At 62.5% G+C, this 23,780-nt stretch carries 25 protein-coding genes; 4 read left to right on the top strand and 21 right to left on the bottom strand.

Going from position 1 to position 23,780, the window contains the following annotated elements; all coding sequences use genetic code 11:
• Window positions 1-70: 70 nt before the first annotated feature.
• From RBA40_RS01725 to flhD, 19 genes are all read right to left on the bottom strand, one after another.
• The gene (locus tag RBA40_RS01725) at window positions 71-421 is read right to left on the bottom strand and encodes a hypothetical protein (protein ID WP_306645402.1); all 351 of its coding nucleotides are present in this window, start codon (window positions 419-421) and stop codon (window positions 71-73) included.
• A 10-nt stretch (window positions 422-431) separates the two neighbouring features.
• Window positions 432-737 carry a cyclic-phosphate processing receiver domain-containing protein gene (locus RBA40_RS01720; RefSeq protein ID WP_306645400.1) on the bottom strand — a complete coding sequence of 102 codons (306 nt, stop codon included), beginning with the start codon at window positions 735-737 and terminating at the stop codon, window positions 432-434.
• Entirely contained in the window at window positions 734-859 is a 126-nt protein-coding gene (locus tag RBA40_RS01715; protein WP_306645399.1) for a hypothetical protein, read from the bottom strand. The genes RBA40_RS01720 and RBA40_RS01715 overlap by 4 nt, the downstream gene beginning before the upstream one ends.
• A gap of 102 nt (window positions 860-961) precedes the next feature.
• Window positions 962-2,170 carry an EAL and HDOD domain-containing protein gene (locus tag RBA40_RS01710; protein WP_099876876.1) on the bottom strand — a complete coding sequence of 403 codons (1,209 nt, stop codon included), beginning with the start codon at window positions 2,168-2,170 and terminating at the stop codon, window positions 962-964.
• A 73-nt stretch (window positions 2,171-2,243) separates the two neighbouring features.
• Entirely contained in the window at window positions 2,244-2,909 is a 666-nt protein-coding gene (gene cheZ, locus RBA40_RS01705; protein ID WP_099876873.1) for a protein phosphatase CheZ, read from the bottom strand.
• A gap of 2 nt (window positions 2,910-2,911) precedes the next feature.
• Entirely contained in the window at window positions 2,912-3,310 is a 399-nt protein-coding gene (gene cheY / locus RBA40_RS01700) for a chemotaxis response regulator CheY (protein ID WP_054267179.1), read from the bottom strand.
• Between the two features lie 149 nt (window positions 3,311-3,459).
• A complete protein-coding gene (locus tag RBA40_RS01695; RefSeq protein WP_306645398.1) occupies window positions 3,460-4,524 on the bottom strand; it encodes a protein-glutamate methylesterase/protein-glutamine glutaminase in 1,065 nt (354 codons plus the stop codon).
• A gap of 29 nt (window positions 4,525-4,553) precedes the next feature.
• Window positions 4,554-5,162 carry a chemoreceptor glutamine deamidase CheD gene (gene cheD / locus RBA40_RS01690; protein ID WP_181002760.1) on the bottom strand — a complete coding sequence of 203 codons (609 nt, stop codon included), beginning with the start codon at window positions 5,160-5,162 and terminating at the stop codon, window positions 4,554-4,556.
• Window positions 5,163-5,191: 29 nt separating this feature from the next.
• Window positions 5,192-6,037 carry a CheR family methyltransferase gene (locus tag RBA40_RS01685; RefSeq protein ID WP_306645396.1) on the bottom strand — a complete coding sequence of 282 codons (846 nt, stop codon included), beginning with the start codon at window positions 6,035-6,037 and terminating at the stop codon, window positions 5,192-5,194.
• Window positions 6,038-6,093: 56 nt separating this feature from the next.
• Window positions 6,094-7,803: a methyl-accepting chemotaxis protein gene (locus RBA40_RS01680; protein WP_306645394.1), complete on the bottom strand. Its 1,710-nt coding sequence runs from the start codon at window positions 7,801-7,803 to the stop codon at window positions 6,094-6,096.
• Window positions 7,804-7,893: 90 nt separating this feature from the next.
• Entirely contained in the window at window positions 7,894-8,388 is a 495-nt protein-coding gene (locus RBA40_RS01675) for a chemotaxis protein CheW (RefSeq protein ID WP_306628173.1), read from the bottom strand.
• Between the two features lie 36 nt (window positions 8,389-8,424).
• Window positions 8,425-10,572: a chemotaxis protein CheA gene (gene cheA, locus RBA40_RS01670; RefSeq protein ID WP_306645392.1), complete on the bottom strand. Its 2,148-nt coding sequence runs from the start codon at window positions 10,570-10,572 to the stop codon at window positions 8,425-8,427.
• 55 nt (window positions 10,573-10,627) lie between these two features.
• Entirely contained in the window at window positions 10,628-10,993 is a 366-nt protein-coding gene (locus RBA40_RS01665) for a response regulator (RefSeq protein WP_054267173.1), read from the bottom strand.
• A 59-nt stretch (window positions 10,994-11,052) separates the two neighbouring features.
• Window positions 11,053-11,601, bottom strand: a complete 549-nt coding sequence (locus tag RBA40_RS01660; RefSeq protein ID WP_099876858.1) for a chemotaxis protein — start codon at window positions 11,599-11,601, stop codon at window positions 11,053-11,055.
• A 28-nt stretch (window positions 11,602-11,629) separates the two neighbouring features.
• Window positions 11,630-12,586, bottom strand: coding sequence for a flagellar motor protein MotB (motB, locus tag RBA40_RS01655; RefSeq protein ID WP_306645390.1), 957 nt, complete (start codon window positions 12,584-12,586; stop codon window positions 11,630-11,632).
• Between the two features lie 56 nt (window positions 12,587-12,642).
• A complete protein-coding gene (gene motA, locus RBA40_RS01650) occupies window positions 12,643-13,503 on the bottom strand; it encodes a flagellar motor stator protein MotA (protein ID WP_099876852.1) in 861 nt (286 codons plus the stop codon).
• 186 nt (window positions 13,504-13,689) lie between these two features.
• Window positions 13,690-14,514 (bottom strand): class I SAM-dependent methyltransferase, encoded by an 825-nt coding sequence (locus RBA40_RS01645; RefSeq protein ID WP_306645388.1) that lies wholly within the window; start codon window positions 14,512-14,514, stop codon window positions 13,690-13,692.
• Window positions 14,511-15,107: a flagellar transcriptional regulator FlhC gene (gene flhC / locus RBA40_RS01640; RefSeq protein ID WP_306645386.1), complete on the bottom strand. Its 597-nt coding sequence runs from the start codon at window positions 15,105-15,107 to the stop codon at window positions 14,511-14,513. The genes RBA40_RS01645 and flhC overlap by 4 nt, the downstream gene beginning before the upstream one ends.
• A 57-nt stretch (window positions 15,108-15,164) precedes the next feature.
• Complete coding sequence (flhD, locus tag RBA40_RS01635) at window positions 15,165-15,482, bottom strand: flagellar transcriptional regulator FlhD (RefSeq protein WP_054267168.1); 318 nt, start codon at window positions 15,480-15,482, stop codon at window positions 15,165-15,167.
• Window positions 15,483-16,084: 602 nt separating this feature from the next.
• Between flhD and kynU the strand changes: the two genes are divergently transcribed.
• The gene (gene kynU, locus RBA40_RS01630) at window positions 16,085-17,323 is read left to right on the top strand and encodes a kynureninase (protein ID WP_306645384.1); all 1,239 of its coding nucleotides are present in this window, start codon (window positions 16,085-16,087) and stop codon (window positions 17,321-17,323) included.
• A gap of 9 nt (window positions 17,324-17,332) precedes the next feature.
• Window positions 17,333-18,175 carry a tryptophan 2,3-dioxygenase gene (gene kynA, locus RBA40_RS01625; RefSeq protein ID WP_306645382.1) on the top strand — a complete coding sequence of 281 codons (843 nt, stop codon included), beginning with the start codon at window positions 17,333-17,335 and terminating at the stop codon, window positions 18,173-18,175.
• Window positions 18,176-18,217: 42 nt separating this feature from the next.
• Here kynA and RBA40_RS01620 read toward each other — a convergent pair whose 3' ends face one another.
• A complete protein-coding gene (locus RBA40_RS01620; RefSeq protein WP_306645380.1) occupies window positions 18,218-18,862 on the bottom strand; it encodes an energy transducer TonB in 645 nt (214 codons plus the stop codon).
• Window positions 18,863-19,247: 385 nt separating this feature from the next.
• Between RBA40_RS01620 and RBA40_RS01615 the strand changes: the two genes are divergently transcribed.
• Together RBA40_RS01615 and RBA40_RS01610 are read left to right on the top strand one after the other, a co-directional pair.
• Complete coding sequence (locus RBA40_RS01615) at window positions 19,248-21,056, top strand: cellulase family glycosylhydrolase (protein ID WP_306645379.1); 1,809 nt, start codon at window positions 19,248-19,250, stop codon at window positions 21,054-21,056.
• 161 nt (window positions 21,057-21,217) lie between these two features.
• Window positions 21,218-21,763, top strand: coding sequence for an RBBP9/YdeN family alpha/beta hydrolase (locus RBA40_RS01610; RefSeq protein ID WP_306645377.1), 546 nt, complete (start codon window positions 21,218-21,220; stop codon window positions 21,761-21,763).
• A 77-nt stretch (window positions 21,764-21,840) separates the two neighbouring features.
• Here RBA40_RS01610 and htpG read toward each other — a convergent pair whose 3' ends face one another.
• Window positions 21,841-23,760: a molecular chaperone HtpG gene (gene htpG / locus RBA40_RS01605; protein ID WP_306645376.1), complete on the bottom strand. Its 1,920-nt coding sequence runs from the start codon at window positions 23,758-23,760 to the stop codon at window positions 21,841-21,843.
• Window positions 23,761-23,780: the final 20 nt, after the last annotated feature.

Genomic DNA, 23,780 nt, shown 5'->3' with positions numbered 1-23,780 from the left:
TTTCCGGTTTTGGTTTAGAGCTCTGACCCCGGTTTTGGTTTTGGTTATGCCGTTCCCGCGCTGGCAGCCGTCAGAACCTGCCCTTGAACTTGCAGTTGCTGGCGCCTCGTTTGCGCGACTTGCAGCGCTGCACGCGCGTCGTGCCTTGCGCGTCGTTGTCGATCTCCACCGCGAACAGCCTGCCATCGACGCAGCGCGCACTCCACAGCGCCGTATCGCGCTCATCGCTGCCTTGATAGATCGCGCGCTTGATGCCGATGCATTTGATGCCCGCATCCGTCACCGCCTCCCCCAGCGCCGCCTTGCGCTTCGTCTGCGTCATCTTGGCCAAGGTCATGTGGACCGGATTGGCGCATGCCGCGCCGGACAGCGCGGCGATCAGGGCGCCCGAGATCAGGCGTGAGATCAATTGTTTCCCCACAAAATTTCCTTTATACAGTGCCAGCACGGCCGGCGTAACGTTCGATTGTTCGGATACCCGCTTCCATTTTTTCGCGCGCCGAGGCATTGGCCGAGTGCACCCGCATCACGGGCGGCTGGAAGCCTGCGGTGAATACCTGTTGCTCGATCCACAGCACCACGTCGTAACCGGTGCCGCGCGCGTCGTCGCCCAGGTCGTGATCGAGGCTGATGTCAGTGACCGCGCCCGTGCCGAGCAAGGCAATGGCCTCATCCGGCCAGTACACCCGCACCCACCCTGGCGGGGTGGCGCGTTCATCGTCCAGATACACCTTCATGCGCGGCGGCTCGCCGGCAAGACAATTGCCATCAATGCAGCGCAAGCCGACGCGGCCAGCGCGCCGGCAAGCAGCAGGAGGCGGGCCAGCCGGAAGGGCGAGAGCAATGGGACGTGATTCATGTGTGTTGTCGGTCGTGGCAAGCAGCGGGGTCAGATATCCGATCAGAAATCTTTCTAATCGGACGTCTGACCCCGGTTGGGCAACAAAGGGAACGCGAATCGTCAGGTGCTGACGTTTTGCGCCCAGGCCAGTGCCGACAGGTGGGCCTTGTTGACGTCGACCGGCGTGATGTTGATCGACTTGGCCAGCGAGGCGACCAGCTGCGAGTTGAGCTCGCACGCTTCAGCCAGCGCCAGGTACGGGCCATAGGCGCCGCCACGGGTGAGCAGCGCGCGCACCACTTCGTCCGGCAGCTGGATGGTGTCGAGCACTTCTTTCATCGACAGGCCCAGCAGACGGTCGAGCAGCGAGAACATGCCGGTCATGAACAGGTTTTCGCTCTCGCTGCGCGGCAAGCCTTTGTTGCCGAGCAGCTCGGTCAGGCGGCCGCGCACGACCGCCGTTTCCATCAGCACCGGCGAGTAGCCGCTGGTGCTGGCCGTGGCCAGCAACAGGGTCAGCCAGCGGTACATCGGCGAGTAGCCGAGCATGGTGATGGCCTGGCGCAGCGATTGAATTTCGCGCCCGACCCCGAAACCGGCCGAGTTGATGAAGCGCAGCAGCTTGTACGAGAGCGCCGGATCGCGCTTGAGCACGCTTTCGATCTTGGGAATGTCTTCGTTCTTTTGCACCATCTGCATCAGTTGCAGGATGATGGTCTGGGCCGGGTTCATGCCCTTGACGGGCGTGCCGGCGCGCGGCGTCAGGTGCAGCTTGCCGACGAAGGCATCGAGTCCGAGCGCGGCGCAGGCGTCGAAGTCGGCCCAGGTGGTGACCGGACGGCCCACCATGCGCACCGACGACTGCTTGGCGGCCGCATACGTGCGCGCCTGGGACGCCACGTCGGCGCCCGAGAAGCGCACTTCGATGTAGGAAGCGCTCATGCCCAGGTTCTTGCCGAGGTGGGCCAGGTCGCCGTCGCGCACCGAAATGCCGACGCCGCCGGCGCGCAAGCCCTGCACCGCGGCCAGGGTGTCCGGGTCGGCCAGGTCGGAAGCCTTCATGGTCAGCACGGTGCGCTCGGGCGGCATGGCGAACAGGGCGTCGGTCGATAGCATGTTCGGAACCGCGTCGAGGAACAGGACTTTGTCTTTCAGCAGCCAGCCGTGCTCGTCGTCATTGACGTTCTCGGCGACGAAGCCGATCAGCGCCTCGAGCTCTTCGTCGGTGACGGGCTGGTCTTCATGATGCTGCCAGGATAATTCATAACCGATCACGCGCTGCTTGGGATCGAGCAGGGGTTCGCGGACGATAAAGTTTGATTCGTGCATTGTATGGGTCGTTTAGGTGGTGCCATGCGAAAGCGGGGCAATGCGCCCCGCCTGACTCAAAATCTCAGCCGGCTTAAAAGCCCAGGCTGTCCAGCAGATCGTCGACCTGGCCCTGGTTCGACACCACGTCGTGCCGGGTGGGGTCGATCTGCGGGCCATTGAGCAGCCCGTTGTCGTATTCGCGCTTGACCTCGGCCGGCGCAAAATCGACCAGCATCTGCACCAGTTGCTGTTCCAGGTTGCGGGTAATGGTGGTCACCTTGGTGATCACTTGCCCGGTCAGGTCCTGGAAGTCCTGGGCCATCATGATGTCCATGAGGTAGCCCTTGGTGGCGCTGCTGGCGCTGCGTGCCTGAGCCATGGCCGCCACGCTGCGCTCGGCCAGCGCGCGCCATTCGGCGTCGCTGGTGGCGGGCGCATCGAGCAGCGCCTGCCACGAGGCCGACAGGCCGGCCGCGCCGCTGTCGATCTGGTCCTGCAGCGGGCCGGCCCCTTCGGTCGCGGTGAGCACCTTCTGGGCTGCCTGTTCGGACAGGCGCGCCACGTAGTCGAGGCGGTCGCGCGCATCCGGAATGTCGCTGGCGGCTTTTTCGATCAATTTGTCCAGGCCAAGGCCGCGCAGGCTCTCGTGCAGCGCGCGCGTCATGTGGCCGATCCGGCTGAGGAACTCGTCGTGCACGCCCGGCTCGTCCAAACCACCGTCCGCCTGGCCCGCGCCTTCGGTGAGGTGCTCGCTCATGGTCACGCTCCGCTTTTTTCGAGCTTCTCGAAAATCTTGTTCAGCTTTTCGTCGAGCGTGGCGGCCGTGAACGGCTTGACGACATAGCCATTCGCGCCCGCCTGGGCGGCCGCGATGATGTTCTCTTTTTTGGCTTCGGCCGTCACCATCAGCACCGGCAGCTTGGCCAGCGCGGGGTCGGCGCGGATGTTCTGCAGCATGGTCAGGCCATCCATATTGGGCATGTTCCAGTCCGAGACCACGAAGTCGAACGTTTCGCTACGCAGCTTGGCCAGCGCCATGACGCCGTCTTCCGCCTCGTCGACATTGGCATAACCCAGTTCTTTCAACAGATTACGCACAATGCGGCGCATCGTGGAGAAATCGTCAACAACTAAAAAACGCATCTTTGGATCAGCCATTAAATTACTCCGTTGATTCTCTTACTTAGGTTATTGACAGACTTCCCCCTACTGGCGAAGCAGACTAAAGGATAGCAGTTTTGTTGCTGTGAAGCGAATAAACGAGCAGCAAAAAGACAGTAATTCGGGCCAAACCAGACCAAACCGGATCAAACGCGCAACGCGCGGCTGCCATGCGTTGCCAGATAGCCAAGGACCATGCCCGGCAGCGCGCTCAGGGCCCCTACTTCGTGGGTGCCGCCCATGGCGATCGCTTCGCGCGGCATGCCGAACACCACGCACGATGCCTCGTCCTGGGCGAAGTTGTAGGCGCCCGCCGTTTTCATGTCGAGCATGCCGGCCGCGCCGTCTTTGCCCATCCCGGTCAGGATCACCCCGACCGCATTTTTACCGGCCGCCTGGGCCGCCGAGCGGAACAGCACGTCGACCGAGGGGCGGTGCCGGTTGACCGGTTCGCTCTGCTCGATGCGGGTCACATAATTGGCGCCCGAACGCGCCAGCAGCAGGTGCGAGTGGCCCGGCGCGATGTAGGCGTGGCCGGGCAGCACGCGCTCGTCGCCGGCCGCTTCGCGCACGCTGATCTTGCACAGGCTGTCGAGACGGCGCGCAAACGAGGTGGTGAACCCTTCCGGCATATGCTGGGCGATCAGGATGCCGGGGCAGTCGGACGGCATCTGCATCAAGAATTCGCGGATCGCTTCGGTGCCGCCGGTGGAGGCGCCGATGATGATCAGCTTTTCCGACGACGTGAGCGGATTGCGCAGGGCCGGCAGCGCGCCGGCCGCCTTTTCGCCGGTGACGGTGCGCGGCTTGATGCGCGCCTTGGACGCGGCGCGGATCTTGTCCGATATCAGTTCCGTGTATTCGCGCATGCCGCTCTGGATCGAGATCTTCGGCTTGGTCACGAAATCGACCGCGCCCAGTTCCAGCGCGCGCATGGTGATTTCGGAGCCGCGCTCGGTCAGCGAGGACACCATCACCACCGGCATCGGGCGCAGGCGCATCAGCTTTTCCAGGAAGTCGAGGCCATCCATCTTGGGCATCTCGACGTCGAGCGTGAGCACGTCCGGGTTGGTCTGCTTGATCAGTTCACGCGCCACCAGCGGATCGGGCGCCACGCCCACCACTTCCATGTCGGGCTGGCTCGAAATGATCTCGCTCATGACGCTGCGGATCAGCGCCGAATCGTCCACGATCAGTACTTTGATCTTCATATAGGCTTTCAGAATTCAGGAGCAGTAGGCTAAAACAGATCGATCGCGCCGCCGACCGGTTCGACCTTGAGGCGGCTGGCGTAATCGAGTTCGCGCCGCGCCAGGGTATCGTTATGGGTCTGCATCAGCTTCTTGACCAGCACCTTGCCGGTGCGCGGGAAAAAATAAACCTTGCGCGGCCAGATATCGTTCAGGTCTTCGGCCACCACGCGCATCTTTTCGGTTTTCAGGAAGTTCATGACGAAGGCCGCATTGCGTTCGCCCACGTTGATCGCGGTGAAGCCGCGCAGCACCGCGCCGCCGCCGAACACTTTCGCTTCCATATTCTCGCGCCGCGCGCCGGCCTTGAGCAGGTCGTTGATCAGCACTTCCATCGCGTAGGTACCGTAGCGCATCGAGGCCGAAATCGGGCTGTTCGGATCACTGCCGCCGTCCGGCAGCATGAAGTGGTTCATGCCGCCCAGGCCGGTGACCTTGTCGCGGATGCAGGCCGACACGCAGGAACCGAGCACCGTCACGATCAGCATGTCCTTGGGCGTGTAGTAGTACTCGCCCGGCAGGATCTTGGCCGCGTCGCAGTCGAAGGTGCGGTCGTAATACACGTTGGTTGCGAATTGTTCTTTGATTTCGATAGCCATGTTCAGTTCTCAGTTCACTGCGGGTCGCATCAGCTCCGGCGACCATCGAGTTCGTACACGGTTTTGCCACGCAGTTTGAGCGACTCCGACACGTACAGGAAATTCTCGGAGTGGCCGGCAAACAGCAGTGCGTCGGGCTTCATCAGCGGCACGAAGCGCGAGAGAATCTTGCGCTGGGTCGCCTTGTCGAAATAGATCATCACGTTACGGCAGAAAATGACGTCGAACGGGCCTTTCAGGGGCCAGCTGTCGCCCAGCAGATTGAGCTGCTTGAAGGTGATCAGCTGGCGCAGTTCGGGACGCACGCGCACCAAGCCTTCCTGGTCGCCCTTGCCGCGCAAGAAAAAGCGCCGCGCGCGCTCCGGTTCGAGCTTGTCGATGCGGTCGATCCCGTACACGCCGCTGGCGCCCGCGGCCAGCACATTGGTGTCGATATCGGTGGCGATGATCTGCACCGGCGGCGTGAGCGTGTTGAACGTTTCGCACACGGTCATGGCGATCGAATACGGCTCCTCGCCGGTGGAAGCGGCCGAGCACCAGATCTGGATCGGATGGTCGCGCAGCTTTTTCACATGCTCGGCCAGCAGCGGGAAGTGGTGCGATTCGCGGAAGAACGAGGTCAGGTTGGTGGTGAGCGCGTTGGTGAACGACTCCCACTCCTCGCCCAGGCGCCCCGCTTCCAGGTCGTCCAGGTAGCGCCCGAACGAGACGATGCCGGTGGCGCGCAGACGGCGCGCCAGGCGGCTGTAGACCATTTCCTGCTTGCTGTCGGCCAGCGAAATGCCGGCGCGCTGGTAGATCAGCGCGCGCACGCGCTCAAAATCACTTTTGGTGAAGTTGAATTCCTTGACGGTTTCCGTTTTCGTTTGCGTCACCTTGCTTCACCCTGTTTCCGTTGATATGCGCGCGCGGCCGGCTGGCCGCCGGCAGCTTAAAACTCTTCCCAGTCGTCTCCCGGCGCCGCCGCGGCCAGCTTGCGCGGCTTCGATGCCGGCGCCGGCTTGGCCACGGTGGCCACCGCGCGCGCCGGGGCGCGCTGCGGCGCCGGCGCGGCGCGGGATGGGGCAGGCGCATGCACGGCCGCCTTGCGCTCGTCGCCATTGAGCTTGAAGATGCTCACGGCGGCGGCCAGCAACTGCGCCTGCTCCTGCATGCTTTCCGCCGCTGCCGCGGCTTCCTCGACCAGGGCCGCGTTCTGCTGCGTCATTTCGTCCATCTGGGTGATGGCCTGGTTGACTTCTTCGATGCCGTTGCTCTGTTCCTGGGTCGCAGCGGTGATCTCGCCCATGATGTCGGCCACCTGCTTGATCGAGGTCACGATCAGGTCCATGGTCTGGCCAGCTTCGTCTACCAGCTTGCTGCCGGCATCGACCTTGTCGACCGAGTCGCCGATCAGCGCCTTGATTTCCTTGGCCGCGCCGGCCGAGCGTTGCGCCAGGTTGCGCACTTCCGATGCCACCACCGCGAAGCCGCGGCCCTGTTCGCCGGCGCGCGCCGCTTCCACCGCGGCGTTCAGCGCCAGGATGTTGGTCTGGAAGGCGATGCCGTCGATGACGCCGATGATGTCGACGATCTTGCGCGAGCTTTCCTTGATCGAACCCATCGTATCGACAACCTGCGACACCACGGCGCCGCCCTTGACCGCCACCGACGATGCCGACACGGCCAGCTGGTTGGCCTGGCGCGCATTGTCGGCATTCTGCTTGACGGTGCTGGTCAGTTCTTCCATCGAGCTGGCGGTTTCTTCGAGCGAGCTGGCTTGCGACTCGGTGCGCGAGGACAGGTCGGCGTTGCCCGAGGCGATTTCCTGCGAAGCCACGGTGATCATTTCGGTCCCGGAGCGCACGTCGCCCACGGTCTTCGACAGGCTGTCGTTCATGTCCTTGAGCGCCTGCAGCAGTTCGCTCGTTTCATCCTTGCCCTCGACCCGGATTTCCGAGGTCAGTTCGCCGGCGGCGACCTTCTTGGCCACCCGCACGGCGCCCAGCAGGGGCGAAGCGATCGAACGCGTGATGACCAGGGCGCACACCACACCCAGCGCCACGGCCAGGGCGCACACCGCGAACATGATCATGCCCACGCGCTGGTCGGCCAGCACCGACTTCTTGAGGAAATCGTCCGCTTCCAGTTGCTGCTTGTCGACCAGCTTGTTGAGGACATCGAGCGTCTTCTGGTTCAGCGGATCGATGCGCTGGGCGATGACCTTGGCCGCGCCTTCGCTGTTAAACGCCAGCACCTGGCCGATGGCTTCCTTGAAGGCGACGTCGACTTCCTTGTCGAGCGCGGCGATGTCGGACAGCAGCTTGGTTTCGGCTTCGTCCAGGCCCGTCGCCTGCAGCCTGGTGCGCGCATCCTCATAGCGCTTGCTCTGCACCTTGACCTTGTCCTGTTCCTTCTGCATCAGCGCGACGTCGGCCTGCAGGCCGATATTGCGCATGGCGATGCCGGTCTCGAGCATCGCACTCTTCATGCTTGCCGCGTGCAGGTTCTGGGCGCTGGCGCTGGCCAGACCCGTCATCAGGCTGTTCTTGTTGCGAGAATTGAGCAAACTCGCCATCAACGCCATCGCCACCAGAATCAGCAGGATGCTGCCGAAACCGAAGGCCAGACGCGTACCTATTCTAAAATCGCGCAGATTCATCGTTCTCTCCTCGATACTTCATATGATGGTGGCGTGGCCGCTTCTGTGGAGTCGCTCCCGCCGGCATTGCGGTTGTCAGTCTTGCGTGTCTCAGGCGGCCAGTTTTTCGATCAGGCCCATTTCGCCCGACGACATCAGCTTGTCGATGTCGATCAGGATCAGCATGCGCTCGTCGACCGTGCCCAGGCCCACCAGGTAGTCTGAACCGAAGGCGGTGCCCATTTCCGGGGCCGGCTTGATCTGCTCGGGCGTGAGCGTGGTCACGTCGGAGACGCTGTCGACCACCATGCCCATGATGCGCCCGCCGATGTTGAGGATGATGACCACCGTGAACTGGTCGTACACCGGGGTGCCGAGGTTGAACTTGATGCGCATGTCGACCACCGGAATGATGATGCCGCGCAGGTTGATCACGCCCTTGATGAACTCCGGCGCGTTGGCAATCCGCGTCACCACTTCGTAGCCGCGGATTTCCTGCACTTTCAGAATGTCGATCCCGTATTCTTCGGAGCCGAGCGTGAAGGCCAGGAACTCGCTTCCGGCGCCATCCTTGACGTCGCCGTTCTTGGAGGAGGTTGAGGTCATTGACATGATAAATCCCTATCTGGTTGCTGGTATTGGTTAGGAGAAGATGGCGTCGTCGGCCAGCTGGCGCGAGGAGCGCATCAGGGCCGAGACATCGAGAATGAGCGACACGCCGCCATCGCCTAAGATGGTGGCGCCGGAAATCCCGGTCACCTTGCGGTAATTCGATTCGAGGTTCTTGACCACGACCTGCTGCTGTCCGACCAGATCATCGACAAACAGCCCGGCCTTGCGCCCGTCCGACTCTAGGATCACGACGATGCCTTCGCACGGATTGGTAAAGCGCGGCACGATGTCGAACATCTGGTACAGCGGAATGAGGGGCAGGTATTCGCCGCGCACCTTGATCACGGGGCCGCGTCCGGAGATTTCCTTGATGTCTTCCGGCGAAGGCTGGAGCGACTCGACCACGAAGCCGAGCGGCAGGATGTACACTTCTTCGCCGCAGCGGATCGACATGCCGTCCAAGATGGCCAGCGTGAGCGGCAGCGAGATCGAGATCGTGGTGCCGAAGCCCTTGGCCGAGCGGATATCGACCGAGCCGCCCATGGCCATGATGTTGCGCTTGACGACATCCATGCCCACGCCGCGTCCCGAGACGTCGGTCACGGTTTCGGCGGTCGAAAAGCCCGGCGCGAAAATGAGCTGCCAGACGTCCGCGTCGCTCATGTTCTCGCTCACCGGCAGCCCGCTCTGGGCCGCCTTGGCCAGAATGCGTTCGCGGTTCAGGCCGGCGCCGTCGTCGGACACTTCGATCACGATATTGCCGCCCTGGTGGCCGGCCGAGAGGAACAGGCGCCCCGCTTCGGTCTTGCCGGCGGCGGCGCGCGCTTCCGGCATTTCGATGCCGTGGTCGATGCTGTTGCGTACCAGGTGGGTGAGCGGATCGACGATGCGCTCGATCAGGCCCTTGTCCAATTCGGTGGCGGCGCCGTTGGTGATGAAGTCGACCTTCTTGCCCAATTTGGCCGCCAGGTCGCGCACCATGCGCGGAAAGCGCGAGAACACGAAATCCATCGGCATCATGCGGATCGACATGACCGCTTCCTGCAGGTCGCGCGTATTGCGCGTGAGCTGGCTGACGCTGTTCAACAGGCGCTCGTGCAGCATCGGGTCGAGCGCGTCGCTGCGCTGCTCGATCATGGCCTGGGTGATCACCAGTTCGCCGATCAGGTTGATCAACTGGTCGACCTTCTCGATCGAGACGCGGATCGACGACGATTCGGCGGCGGCGTGCTTGTCGTCCTTCTTGACGACCTTTTTCTCGGCCGTCTCGGTGACGTCGAGCGGCTCGGCGCGCACGGGGGCCGGCGCGGCGCTGGCCGGCGGCGCTGCGACAATGCCGGCGCTGGTGCGGATATGTTCGATCGGCTGGAAGAAACCGTAGCCGCGTTCCTCGTCGGTCTTGTCCTGGCTGGGCGCGTCGATCGGGTCGAAGAAACCGTAGCCCATGTCGTCTTCGACCTTGGCCCGTTCGCGGTCTTCGAGGACCTGCTGCTCGGGCGTGAGCGCGGGCGCCTCGAAGATCTTCAGGTCGTCGGGATCGAGCACGAACGAGCAGATCGCGATGATGTCCTCGAGCGACTCGTGGGTGGTAACGGTGATCGCATGCCGCTCGCCCGGCAGCGGCATGACCGACACGCGCCCGAGCAGCCCCAGTTCGGCGGTCAGCGCATTGACGTCGCGCTGCTCGACATGCGGCATCTCGATGCGAAAGCGCCGCCCGCCGCTGCTCACGTTGGCCTTGATCGAACTCTGGATGAACGACGGCGCCGGCGGCGCGGCCACCGGCACCACGTCCTGCGAGAGCTCCTGCAGCATCATGCGCACGTCGGCCACGGCGTCCTGGTCGACGTGGGCGCCGTTGCGGTGGCCGTCGAGCTGCATCTTGAGGATGTCCTTGGCCGCCAAAAAGGCGTCCACGTGCTCGGCGGTGAGCGCCATTTCACCCTTGCGGATGCGGTCGAGCAGCGACTCGAGGATGTGCGTCACTTCGGTCATGTCGTTCAGGCCGAACGTCGACGAACCGCCCTTGATCGAGTGGGCGGTGCGGAAAATGGCGTTCAGGTCTTCCGGATCCGGCGACGCAATGTCGACGGCCAGCAGCAGACGCTCTTTTTCGGCCAGCAGTTCTTCGGCTTCATCGAAGAAGACCTGGAAAAACTGGCTTATGTCGATGGTCATGTTCAGACTCCGTGAATTTCGCGATGCATCATTGCGCGTGCTCCCACCCCGGTCATCAGCCGATGACTTTTTTGACCACTTCGATCAGGCGCTGCGGGTCGAACGGCTTGACCAGCCAGCCGTTGGCGCCGGCCGCACGTCCCTTGGTCTTCATTTCGTCGGACGATTCGGTGGTCAGCATCAGGATCGGCACCTTCTGGTACGCGGGCAGGCCGCGCAGCAGCTTGATCAGCGACAGGCCGTCCATGCGCGGCATGTTCTGGTCGGTCAGCACCAGGTCGACCGTCTGCTGCTTGGCCTTTTCCAGCCCGTCCTGGCCGTCGACCGCTTCCACCACGAGGTAACCGGCGGCCTTGAGACTGAATGCCACCATCTGGCGCAGCGAACTGGAATCGTCGACTGCGAGTATTGTTTTAGCCATTTTTGCTCCTGCTTTTTTTAAATCGGGGGCACCGCGCCCATAATCATCGAGAGTGAACCTTAGAACAGTTCTATGTCGCCACTTTCCAGATGCTGCTGATTGACTGCTTTTCTTAGTACACTGCGTAATTCGAGCGACTGGATCGCCAGCGCCATGCTGACCTTGCCGAGCAGTTCGACGATTTCCTCGCTGCCCGCCTCCGGCACGATGTCGGCGCCGTGCGAGCCCAGGGTGCCGAGAAATTCGCGCAGGCCGGTCACCCGTTTCAGGGTGCGGTCGATCAGCTGGCTCGTCATGTCCTGGAACTGCATGCTGGTAATGGCCGTGTTCACGTGCGCGCCGATCTCGTCGGACATGCCGCCCAGGCGCGCGCCATCTTCCGCGCTCGGGGTGCCGCCGGCCAGCAGCAGGTTGATGGTGTCCTGCTGGGCTCCGACCGCCGTGTGGATCGCCATGAAGCTGCTGGTGAGCTTGTCGATGGCTTCCTCCAGCAGCAGCTCGGTCTGGATCAGATCGGTCTCGACTTCCGTCAGGTGCTTCTTGCCGTGATCCGACACGCCCGACAGCAAGCGCTTCACGTGCGAGCCCAGTATTTTCTTTCTTGTCATTCGCCCTCTCCCCTATCTTCCCTGACCATCATGGCGCTGCCTTCGGCACCGCTGGTGCCGGTGTTTGCCCTGCCGCCGCTGCCGGCGTAGCGACGCCCGGCTGCTCCGGGACGTCCAGCGAGGCGCCATCGCGCATCACCGCTTCTTCGGTGCGCTTGTTCATCACGATGATGCTGATGCGCCGGTTCATCGCGGAAAACGGGTCCTGGCGATCCAGCGGCGCGGCCGCGGCCAGCCCCACCACGCGCAGGATCTTGGCGTCGCTCATGCCGCCGATGACCAGTTCGCGGCGCGAGGCGTTGGCGCGATCGGCCGACAATTCCCAGTTGCTGTAGCCGGTGTCGCTCATGTAGGGCGTCGAATCGGTGTGGCCCGACAGGCCGATCCGGTTCGGTACTTCGTTGAGCACGATCCCGATCACGTGCAGGATGTCGCGCGTGTACGGCTGCAGTTCGGCCTTGGCCAGGTTGAACATCGGCCGGTTCAATTCGTCCACGATCTGGATCCGCAAGCCTTCGCTGGTGATATCGAGCAGCAGCTGGTTCTTGTACTTTTTCAGCAGCGGATTGGCCTCGATGGTCGCTTCCAGCTTGGCCTTGAGCGTTTTCAGGCGGTCCGCTTCGGCCGCTTCCAGAATCGCCTTGGCCGCTTTCAGGTCGTAATTCTTCTTGTCCGGATCGTTGCTGCCGCGCTTGACCTGGCCGTTGCGGCGCGACAGGTCCTGGCCGCCGCCCTGCACGATCGAGGAACTGTCGCCGCTGCCCGAGCCGCCCGCCATCGCCACCTTCAGCGGGGTCTGGAAAAAATCGGAAATGCCGTTCAAGTCACCCTTGCTGGTCGAGCCCAGCAGCCACATGAGCAGGAAGAAGGCCATCATCGCCGTCACGAAGTCGGCGTAGGCAATCTTCCAGGCGCCGCCGTGGTGGCCGCCGGCGGTCTTCTTGATGCGCTTGACGATAATCGGGCGCAGCCCTTCATCGGACATAAGCGCTCCGTGCGGTCGGCATCATGCGGGAAGAAGGGTCGCTGTGCATGATGGGCTTATTTGGTCTTCGATTTCTTGATGTGCTCTTCCAGCTCGGCAAAGGTCGGGCGCTCGGTCGAATACAGCACCTTGCGCCCGAATTCGACCGCCAGCGCCGGCGCGTAGCCGTTCAGGCTGGCCAGCAGGGTCACTTTCACGCACTGGAACATCTTGGTCGATTCTTCCAGCTTTTGTTCGAGCAGGCTGGCCAGCGGACCGACGAAGCCGTACGCCAGCAAAATACCAAGGAAGGTACCGACCAGCGCCTTGGCGATCAGGATGCCCAGTTCTGCCGGCGGTATGCCGACCGACTCCATCGTATGCACTACGCCCATCACCGCGGCCACGATGCCGAACGCCGGCAAGCCATCGCCCAGCTTGGCGATGCAATGGGCGGGAACCGCGCCTTCATGGTGGTGCGTTTCAATTTCGTTATCCATCAGATTTTCAATCTGGAAAGCATCCATATTTCCCGATACCATCAGCCGTAGATAATCGGTCATGAATTCGACAATATGGTGATCGGCCAGCACGCCGGGATATTTGGAAAATACCGGGCTTTGTTCCGGATTTTCGATATCGCCCTCAATCGACATCAAGCCTTCCTTGCGCACCTTGGAAAGGACGTCGAACAGCAGCGACATCATTTCCATATACAGGTCCTTGGTATAACGCGACCCCTTGAACAGTCCGGGAACGGCCTTGAGCGTGGCCTTGATCGATTTGCTATTGTTGCCGACGAAGAAAGCGCCGAAAGCCGCACCGCCGATCATCACCAGTTCGAGCGGCTGGAACAGCGACGCGAGGTGGCCGCCACTGGCGGCAAAGCCGCCGAAGACCGAGCCGCAAACGATGATGTATCCGAGAATGACTAACAAAGTGCGCTGACTCCCAAGGTGGAAAGAGCTCGGGCAGCGCCCGACGTTTTAAAGATAACAACGCCAATATATGAATGGCAATTCATGCTGTCGGATCTTTAAAAAGCTCGATTCATTTAATTTACATACGGAACTACAATAGCGTGAGAAGGCGCGAGCGGCAAGGAAAACCCTCCCGGTTGTCTCCTAAAAGTGCCATCCGTACAAAGGCGCGCCACGCCCTGTAGGCATAAGAATAATATCCGGTGTTTTTTCCGTTATCAGAAACTCATAACTGAGCAAAATCGCACCTGGACGCATCTCCTGCGATGCCTTGCGCCATAAGGCGCTCATGGCCGCCGGCGACAGATAAGCGAACACCGCATCGTAGCTGCTTAAATCAAGATGATCGTAATCGCCACGCACAAAACGGGCGCGGCTGCCGCTCAGGCGCGCGCGTATCCAGCTGAGCAGCCACGGCAGCGGCGCCAGTTCGATGCCGACAAATTGCGAGGCCGGCCGGCGGCGCGCCATCTCCATCGTAAAACCGCCCAGGCCGCTGCCGATATCGACCACCAGCAGCGGCTTGTCGTTCGGCAGCAGCTTGTCGACTTCATTCCACACCCACTTGCCGGATGGGTAGTACGGCACCTGGGTGCGGAAGGTCGACCAGTACAGCGCCAGCAGGAACAGGAAGATGGCCAGAAACAGCAGCGGCGGAATCTGCAAGCGGTGCGTGCCCATCAGGGCCAGGGGAAACACCAGCTGGATGCCGAGCCACCACATGGCCAGGCCGCGCAGGCGCGTCAGGGCGCAGGCCAGGATGCCCTGGATCAGGGCGGCGTCGGCGTAAGACAGGATGGCGCCGGCGCGCGCCAGCAGGAACACCACGATCAGGGTCAGCGGGAAGGCGGCGCACTGCAGCACCAGCGCCTGCGCCGCGGGCGCGCGCCAGATGCGGCGAAGGGCAAGGCTGGCGCCCTGCCCTTCGGACGAGGCACGAGGGGTACGAGGGGCTTGGCCGGTGGTCACGCGCCGTGCAGCGCCGCCGCGGCGTCGTGCGCATCTTTGGCGTCGCTCGCGTCCTTGGCATCCTTGGCGTCCTTGACCTTCCTGGTCTTGCCGGCGCGCGAAGGCATGTTGCACAGGCCGCACTGATAAGCGTGGTTCAGGTCGAGGCAATCGACCACGAACTTGCCCTGGCACTTGTCGCACGGGGCCATGGCCAGCATCTTGCTCTGGAAGAAGCGCACCAGGGTCCACGCGCGCGTCAGCGACAGCAGCGGTTCGACGCCTGGCTCGGGCGGCATTTGTTCGAGGTACAGCTTGTACGCCTTCATGACCGCTTCGATGCCGGTGGCGCCGGCGTGGACGGTGAGGAATTTATGGATATTGATGAACAGCGAGGAATGGATATTCGGCTGCCATGTGAGGAACCAGTCGGTCGAGAAAGGCAGCATGCCTTTCGGCGGCGAGACGCCCTTGAGTTCCTTGTACAGCTTGAGCAGGCGTTCGCGCGAGAGCGAGACCTCGGTTTCGAGCAGTTGCAGCCGGGCGCCAAGGTGAATCAATTCGATCGCCAGCTGGATTTCCTGGGCTTCCGATACGACGCTTTTCTTGGACATGACGACTCCCGACGTTGCTGTTTTCAGCGGCGCTTGCTGCAAAAAAGCCAGCAAGCCTTACACGATTTCTTCGACTGCCTGGCCGGCCATCAGGATGGCGGCGTGGGACTGGGCGAGAACGCGGTCTTTGCTGTTGTTGGTCAACATCGACAGAATAGCACTGTCGTCGAAACGGAAGCGCGCCAGCATCATGTTGCCGCCGGCCAGCTTCAGGATCTGGGAATTGCTCATGTTTTCGATCAGTTCAGCGATGTCCGCCGAAATCCCGAGACGGAAGATCGCGGTCACTTTGTCGGCGCGAATCATCTGCTGGGCGAGCATCAGGTAGCTCAGGTTCGCATCACGAATTTCAGCCATCATGTCGTTCGCAGTCATTTTCCGTCTCCTTCAATCCGTTGAAATCTGGCGCTGTGTTCGTATTGCCAGTGAGATAGATTCTGACTGTACAGCAACAATACGAGAATAGGCGCGCGCCTGTATTTTGGGTGAGGTACAGATGAGGCGAGTCCGTAGGTGTTCGTCCTACGAACACTGCCGGATCATGGTCGCGCCCCTATGACACCAGGGCGGAAAAGCGATTTGTGGGACGCGGTGTAACTGACCCGTCGACGCGGTTTTTCTGTCGTCTTGTACCGGTTACGTCAAACTGTTGGAGAACTTGAGGGTTTTTTTAAAATAATTTGAAAAGAATTCAAATTATTCTTCGGATTCCCGCTTGTCTGAGTTGTTAGCGGCATGCCCGGACGAAACTTTAGGGCCGGAATGCATCTTTTTTCAGAAATTTTTGTGGCGAAAAATTTAAGTGTGTCGCAGATACAACTCATCCATAGTAAGCGCGCTTCGAAAAAGGATGGCGTTTGCCGCGCCGCGGCAATTCAACGGTCCGGATAGCAGGCTGCCAATCCGCCCCAAATTCTTGCTACACTCCCGCACCGGCTTCAATTAGATGAAGCCTAAAGTAATTTTTAAGGTGAACGATGAACCGTAACGACTGCCTTGCCCTCGACGCCGGGGACGCCCTCGCCCACCTGCGCCAGCACTTCGACTTGCCCGACGGCGTGATCTACCTCGACGGCAATTCGCTGGGCGCCCGTCCGCGCGCGGCGCTCGCCCGCGCCCAGGACGTGATCGCGCGCGAATGGGGCCAGGACCTGATCCGCAGCTGGAACACGGCCGGCTGGTTCGACCTGCCCAAGCGCCTCGGCGACCGCCTGGCCCCGCTGATCGGCGCGCGCGCCGGTGAAGTCGTTATCAACGACACCACCTCGCTCAACCTGTTCAAGGCGCTGGCCTCGGCCCTGCACATGCAGTCCGGCGCGCCGCAGCGCAAAGTCATCGTCACCGAGCGCGGCAACTTCCCCACCGACCTGTATATGGCCCAGGGCCTGACCAGCTGGCTCGACCGCGGCTACCAGGTGCGCCTGGTCGACTCGGTGGAAGAACTGCCGGCCGCCATAGGCGCCGACTGCGCCGTCGTCATGCTCACCCACGTCAACTACCGCACCGGCTACCAGCACGACATGGCCGCCATGAGCGGCCACGCGCACGCGCAAGGAGCGCTGATCCTGTGGGACCTGGCCCATTCGGCCGGCGCCGTCCCCGTCGACCTGCAGCGCGACGGCGCCGACCTGGCCGTCGGCTGCACCTACAAGTACCTCAACGGCGGCCCCGGCGCCCCGGCCTTTATCTGGGTGCCCGAACGCCACCAGGGCGCCTTCAGCCAGCCGCTGTCGGGCTGGTGGGGCCACGCCAACCCCTTCGCCATGGCGCCCGAATTCACGCCCACCGCCGGCATCGGGCGGGCGCTGTGCGGCACCCAGCCGATCGTCTCGCTCACCCTGGTCGAGTGCGGGCTGGAGGTGTTCGAGCAGACCGACATGCACGCCATCCGCGCCAAGTCGCTGGCGCTGACCGATGCGTTCATCGACCTGGTTGAGACGCGCTGCACCACCCATCCGCTCGGTCTTGCCACCCCGCGCGAGCACGCCCGGCGCGGCAGCCAGGTCAGCTTCACCCACCCGCACGGCTACGCGGTGATGCAAGCGCTGATCGCGCGCGGCGTCATCGGCGACTACCGCGAGCCGGCCATCATGCGCTTCGGCTTCACGCCGCTCTATACCAGCTTCGCCGATGTATGGGATGCGGTCGAGATCCTGCGCCAGATCCTCGACGACCAAGCCTACGATATTGCCGCCAGCCGCGGCGCCGTTACCTGAAAGCGAATCATGTCCGATGAAGCAAAATGCCCGGCCCAATGGCACGGCGCCAAGATGGATTTCAGCGAAGCGATGAGCTATGGCGATTACCTGGGGCTCGACCAGATCCTCAACGCCCAGCATCCGCGCTCGCCCAATCACAATGAAATGCTGTTCATCGTGCAGCACCAGACCAGCGAACTGTGGCTCAAGCTGATGCTGCACGAACTGCAGGCCGTGCGCGTGAACCTGCGCGCCGGCGAACTGGCGCCCGCCTTCAAGATGCTGGCGCGGGTGGCGCGCATCATGGACCAGCTGGTGCACGCCTGGGACGTGCTGGCCACCATGACGCCGCCCGAGTACACCGCCATCCGCCCATTCCTGGGCGCGTCGTCGGGCTTTCAGTCGCACCAGTACCGCGAACTCGAATTCCTGCTCGGGAACAAGAATGCCGCCCTGCTGGGCGTCCACGAAACCGCGCCGGCGGCCCACGCGGTGCTCGACCGCGAACTGCGCGCGCCGTCGGTGTACGACGAAGCGGTGATGCTGCTCGCGCGCAGCGGCTTTGCCATCGCGCCGGAACGCCTCAACGCCGACTGGACCCTGCCCACCGCCGCCGACGAATCGGTCAAGGCGGCCTGGCTGGCCGTGTACCAGGACCCGTCGCGGCACTGGGCCTTGTACGAACTGGCCGAAAAGCTGGTCGACCTGGAGACGGCGTTCCGCTTCTGGCGCTTCCGCCACGTGACGACGGTCGAACGCATCATCGGTTTTAAAACCGGCACCGGCGGCACGGCCGGCGTGAGCTACCTGCGCAAGATGCTCGACGTGGTGCTGTTTCCCGAGTTGTTTGCCTTGCGTACAGCCCTGTAAGGCGCTCAGGCGCGGCTGGCAGGTTCCCCCTCCCTCATACGGCTATTTCACGATGAGCCAGCCGTACATATTGCCGCGTGCCGGCTTGCCATCGAGCATGGCTGGCGTAAAGCGGCAAGATTTTATCAATGCGCTTGCCGCGCTCACGACGGCAGGGTCAGTTTCCTCGGATTTCATACCGAAGGTATTGCCTCCTTCATCAAGAAGAAAGCGCACTGCAATGCCGTCAGCCCGGCGAATGAGATTGCCAGTGACGGGCAGGAAGGCGCCAAAATACACCGACGGCTGGCAACTGCTAGCCACCAGCGCAGCCGGTACCGGCGTTTGCCCATTGTCTGCCAGCTTCCAGCGATAAGTCTGCGTCAATCCGGCACGGACGACTTGCGGGTCGGAGGTCTGCTCGAAGCGGCAGCTTTCGATCGCACGGATGGCCATGTGATCGAGGATTTTCCAGCCACTGCCGCGCGTTACGCGAACCGATGAAGGCCGCCCGTCGTCGTCGACGTCGTACTGCAGGACAGTCGTTCCCTCCAGTTCATAGCGCCGCGCTTCATCGGTCCAACCGGATGGGTTGCAGGCGATCACGGCCGGCCGACGGAATGCGCCACCCGCGTCCTGGGCCCAGCCAGTGGCGGCGGCGAGTGAAGTCACCAGCACTGCGCTGACTTGAAACAATTTTTTGACCACGCTCAACCGTTCTAATGTTTGATCCCGGCACCGTGCGGGCTCCGGAATGTGAAGTGCTCAAGCTCAACGGCAGGCGCATTCCCGTTCGCGAATTTTAATCGAAAAGTTGGACAGAACGCATTCTTGTCCCCGCCGCTGGCAGGATATCCCTAACACTTGCAGTATGTCAGTGTTTCTTCCAGGCCGCACGACGGAAAGGTTTCCATTGACTTGGCGAGGAGCGTGATGTCAAATGCTCCACAGTCACCTGAAAACGATTTCACCTATATTTGGGGACGACAGGCGCCCGCGCGCGCCGCACGCAGCACCGAGATGGCACCAAGCCCGATCCCGCCACTGGCCCGTCGCCCCTCGCTTACCGACATCCACTCAGGAGACAATAGCGATGAGCATGACCCTCAGTAATGCAGCAGCATCCCGTCCGACTTTCCGCACCACCCTTATCGCCCTGGCGCTGTCGCTATGCGCCGGCGCCGCGCTGGCCGACGTGCCGGCGCTGTCGGTCAGCGGCAACCAGGTGCTCGTTGGCGGCAAACCGGGCAGCATCAGCGGCAGCAGCATGTACTGGTCCAACACCGGCTGGCCCGGGGAGCGCTTCTACAACGCCGGCGCGGTCGGCTGGCTCAAGGACGACTGGAAGGCCAGACTGGTGCGCGCCGCCATGGGCGTGGAAGAACCGGGCGGCTACATCCAGTTCCCGGCAGCGAACAAGGCGCGCGTCAAGGCCGTGGTGGACGCCGCCATCGCCAAGGACATGTACGTCATCATCGACTGGCACTCGCACTACGCCTTCCGCCACCAGAACGAAGCGATCGCCTTTTTCCAGGAGATGGCGCGCACCTACGGCAACAACAAGCACGTCATCTACGAAATCTACAACGAACCAAAGGACGACGTGACCTGGGACGCCCACGTCAAGCCGTATGCGCAGGCGGTGATCGCGGCGATCCGCGCGATCGACCCGGACAACCTGATCATCGTCGGCTCGCCGCACTGGTCGCAGGATGCCGACATCGCCTCGCGCAATCCGATCACGGGCCACAGCAACATCGCCTACACCCTGCACTTCTACGCCGGCACCCATGGACAATTCTTGCGCGAGAAGGCCGCCACCGCCATGAACAACGGCCTGGCCCTGTTCGTGACCGAATGGGGTTCGGTCAACGCCGACGGCAACGGTGGTGTCAACTATCCCGAAACCAATGCCTGGATCGACTTCATGAAGAAGCACAACATCAGCAACGCCAACTGGGCGCTCGATGATGCCAGGGAGGGGTCGGCCAGCCTGGTGCCGGGCGCCAGCGCCACCGGCGGCTGGGCCAACTGGGACCTGACCGAATCGGGCAAACAGGCCCGCGAGACCGTGCGCTTCTGGCCATCCACGTCCGACACCGGCTGCACGACGGCCACGGTACCGGCCACCATCCAGGCCGAAGCGTACTGCCAGATGAGCGGCGTGCGGATTGAATCGACCGGCGACGCCGGCGGCGGCCAGAACGTCGGCTACATCGATAGCGGCGACTGGATGAACTACACGGTCGACGTGCCATCGGCAGGCCTGTACACGGTGTCCTACCGCGTGGCCAGCGCCAATGGCGGCGGCAACATCAGTCTGGAACGGGCCGGCGGCAGCCCGGTATTCGGCACCAAAGCGGTGGCCGCGACCGGCGGCTGGCAAACCTGGAGCACCATATCGCACGACGTGCAGCTCCCGGCCGGCAAGCAGTCGATCGGGATCGCGGCCAAGGCTGGCGGGTTCAATCTGAACTGGATCAGCATCGCCGCGGCCGGATCGGGCGGGCAGATCGCGCTGATTCAGGCCGAGGACCATGCGAGCATGAGCGGCGTGGAGTCGGAGCAGACCAGCGACGCCGGCGGCGGCAGGAACGCCAGCCATATCGACAGCGGCGACTGGATGTCGTACACCAACGCGCCCGTGGTCATTCCCGAAAGCGGTGCCTACACCATCGAATTCCGGGTCGCCAGCCCGGGCGGAGGCGAACTGAGTTTCGAGGAAGCCGGCGGCAAGCCGACCCACGCCACGGTGGCCATTCCCGCCACCGGCGGCTGGCAGAACTGGGCGTCGGTCAACAAGACCGTGACGCTGGCGGCCGGCAGCCATTCATTCGGCATCTACGCGAAACAGGGCGGCTGGAACCTGAACTGGATCAAGGTGAGCAAGGGCGCGCGCTAAGCGGGCCGCATGCCGTTGATGCTTGCGGCGGCCAGGAACGCTGTCGCAAGCGTACAGCCGCTGCAGGCACGATGCAGGGCGGCATGGGTGGCCCCGTGCGCAGCTGGGCCCCGTCATTAGTCGTACAATCGACCTAATCAAACGACTGACGCGGAGGGGTAATGGATTGCGACGTATTGACATTGGCGGGAATCTGGAACTCGGGCCCGTCGCACTGGCAAACGCACTGGGAGCACCGCAACCCGGCATGGAAGCGTGTCGCGCACCGCGACTGGAACAACCCCGATCGCCGGGAATGGGTGGACGAGTTGGATGCGGCGATTGCCATGAGCGAAGGTCCGCCGATCCTGGTGGCACACAGTTTGTCGTGCGGCCTGGTGGCGCATTGGGCGCGTTCGGAGTCGGTGCTGAGCATCGGCGGCGCGTTCCTGGTGGCGCCGGCCGATGCGGAAAGCGCGTCGTTTCCGACCGAGGCGGTGGGCTTTGCGCCGATGCAGCTGCACAAGCTGCCGTTTCCGAGCATTGTGGTGGCCAGCACCAACGATCCGTACGTGTCGATCGGACGCGCACGCGCGTTTGCCCAGGCGTGGGGCAGCCGCTTCGTCGAGATTGGCGACGCCGGGCATATCAATGGGGATAGCGGGTATGGGGACTGGCCGGAGGGGGAGAAGCTGCTGGGGGAGTTGTGCAGGCAGGTGTCGGGGTAAGACGCCGACGCCCGCTCCCGTCATTCCCGCGCAGGCGGGAATGACGGATATGGGACTAGTGGTGCTAATAACGATACTTATTTTGCCCCGGCCAGCAGCATTTCGTTCAAACGCTTCACGAACGTAGCCGGGTCGCTCAGCGAACCGCCTTCAGCCAGCAAAGCCTGATCGAACAGAATGTGTGCCCAGTCGCCGAACTGGGTACTCGCTGCATCTTCGTTCTTCAAACGCGTCACCAGCGGATGGTTCGGGTTGATTTCGAGGATCGGCTTCGATTCCGGTGCACTCTGCCCCGCCGCCTTCAGCATGCGCAGCAGATTGCCCGACAGCTCGTTCTCGTCGGCCACCAGGCAGGCTGGCGAATCGGTCAGGCGGAACGTCACGCGCACATCCTTGGCCTTATCGCCCAGCGCCGCCTTCATGCGCTCGACCAGTTCCTTGTACGAGGTCTCGGTCTCTTCGTGCTCCTTCTTCTCGGCTTCGTCTTCCAGAGCGCCCAGATCCAGGCCACCCTTGGCCACCGACACCAGCTCCTTGCCTTCGAACTCGGTCAGGAACGACAGCATCCATTCATCGACGCGGTCCGTCATCAACAGCACTTCAACGCCCTTCTTGCGGAAGATTTCGAGGTGCGGGCTGTTCTTGGCCGCGGTGTAGCTGTCGCCGGCCACGTAGTAAATCTTTTCCTGGCCTTCCTTCATGCGTCCGATGTAGTCGGCCAGCGAGGCATTCTGGTCGGCGTTGTCGTTGGCAGTGGAGGCGAAGCGCAGCAGCTTGGCGATGCGGTCCTTGTTGCCGGCATCTTCGCCGATGCCTTCCTTGAGCACCTGGCCGAATTCGGTCCAGAAGGTCGTGTACTTGTCCTTCTTTTCCTGCTCGTCGGCGTTGGCCAGTTCTTCCAGCATGCCCAGCACGCGCTTGGTCGAGCCTTCGCGGATCACCTTCACATCGCGCGACTCCTGCAGGATTTCGCGCGAGACGTTCAGCGGCAGGTCGTTCGAGTCGATCACGCCTTTGATGAAGCGCAGGTAGGCCGGCATCAGCTGCTCGGCATCGTCCATGATGAACACGCGCTTGACGTACAGCTTGATGCCGCCGCGCTTGTTGCGGTCCCACAGGTCGAACGGGGCGTGGCTCGGCACGTACAGCAGCTGCGTGTACTCGCTGCGGCCCTCGACCCGGTTATGGGTGTGGGTCAGCGGGGCCTGGAAGTCGTTCGAGACGTGCTTGTAGAATTCTTCGTACTGCTCGGGCGTGATCTCGCTCTTGTTGCGGGCCCACAGCGCGCTGGCCTGGTTGACGGTTTCGACTTCGTCCTTGAGCACCGTCTCGCTTTTCTCGGCGTCCCACTCGTCCTTTTGCATCACGATCGGCAGCGAAATATGGTCCGAGTACTTGCGGATGATCGATTTCAGCTTCCAGCTCGACAGCAGCTCATCCTCGCCTTCGCGCAGGTGCAGGATGATGTCGGTGCCGCGCGAGATTTTCTCGATCGCTTCGACGCTGTAATCGCCCTCGCCGGCCGACTCCCAGCGCACACCTTCGGAAGCGTCGGCGCCGGCGCGGCGCGTTTCGACCGTGATCTTGTCGGCCACGATGAAGCCCGAGTAAAAGCCCACGCCGAACTGGCCGATCAGGGCCGCATCGGCCTGCTGGTCGCCGGAGAGCTTGCCGAAGAATTCCTTGGTGCCCGACTTGGCGATGGTGCCCAGGTGCGAAATGACTTCGTCACGGCTCATGCCGATGCCGTTGTCCGAAATGGTGACGGTGCGCGCTTCCTTGTTGAACGCCACGCGGATTTTCAGTTCGTGGTCGTTGCCGTACAAAGCGTCGTTATTGATCGCCTCGAAACGCAGCTTGTCGGCCGCGTCGGACGCGTTCGAAATGAGCTCGCGCAGGAAGATCTCCTTGTTCGAGTACAGGGAGTGGATCATCAGTTGCAGCAACTGTTTTACTTCTGCTTGAAAACCAAGGGTTTCTTTTTCGGCAACAGCCATTTTTAGTCCTCGTGTAAGAC

It is taken from the genome of Massilia pseudoviolaceinigra (assembly GCF_030846505.1).
In the GTDB taxonomy this organism is placed as follows: Bacteria; Pseudomonadota; Gammaproteobacteria; order Burkholderiales; family Burkholderiaceae_D; genus Telluria_A; species Telluria_A violaceinigra.
This window is presented reverse-complemented; position numbering and strand designations above follow the sequence as displayed.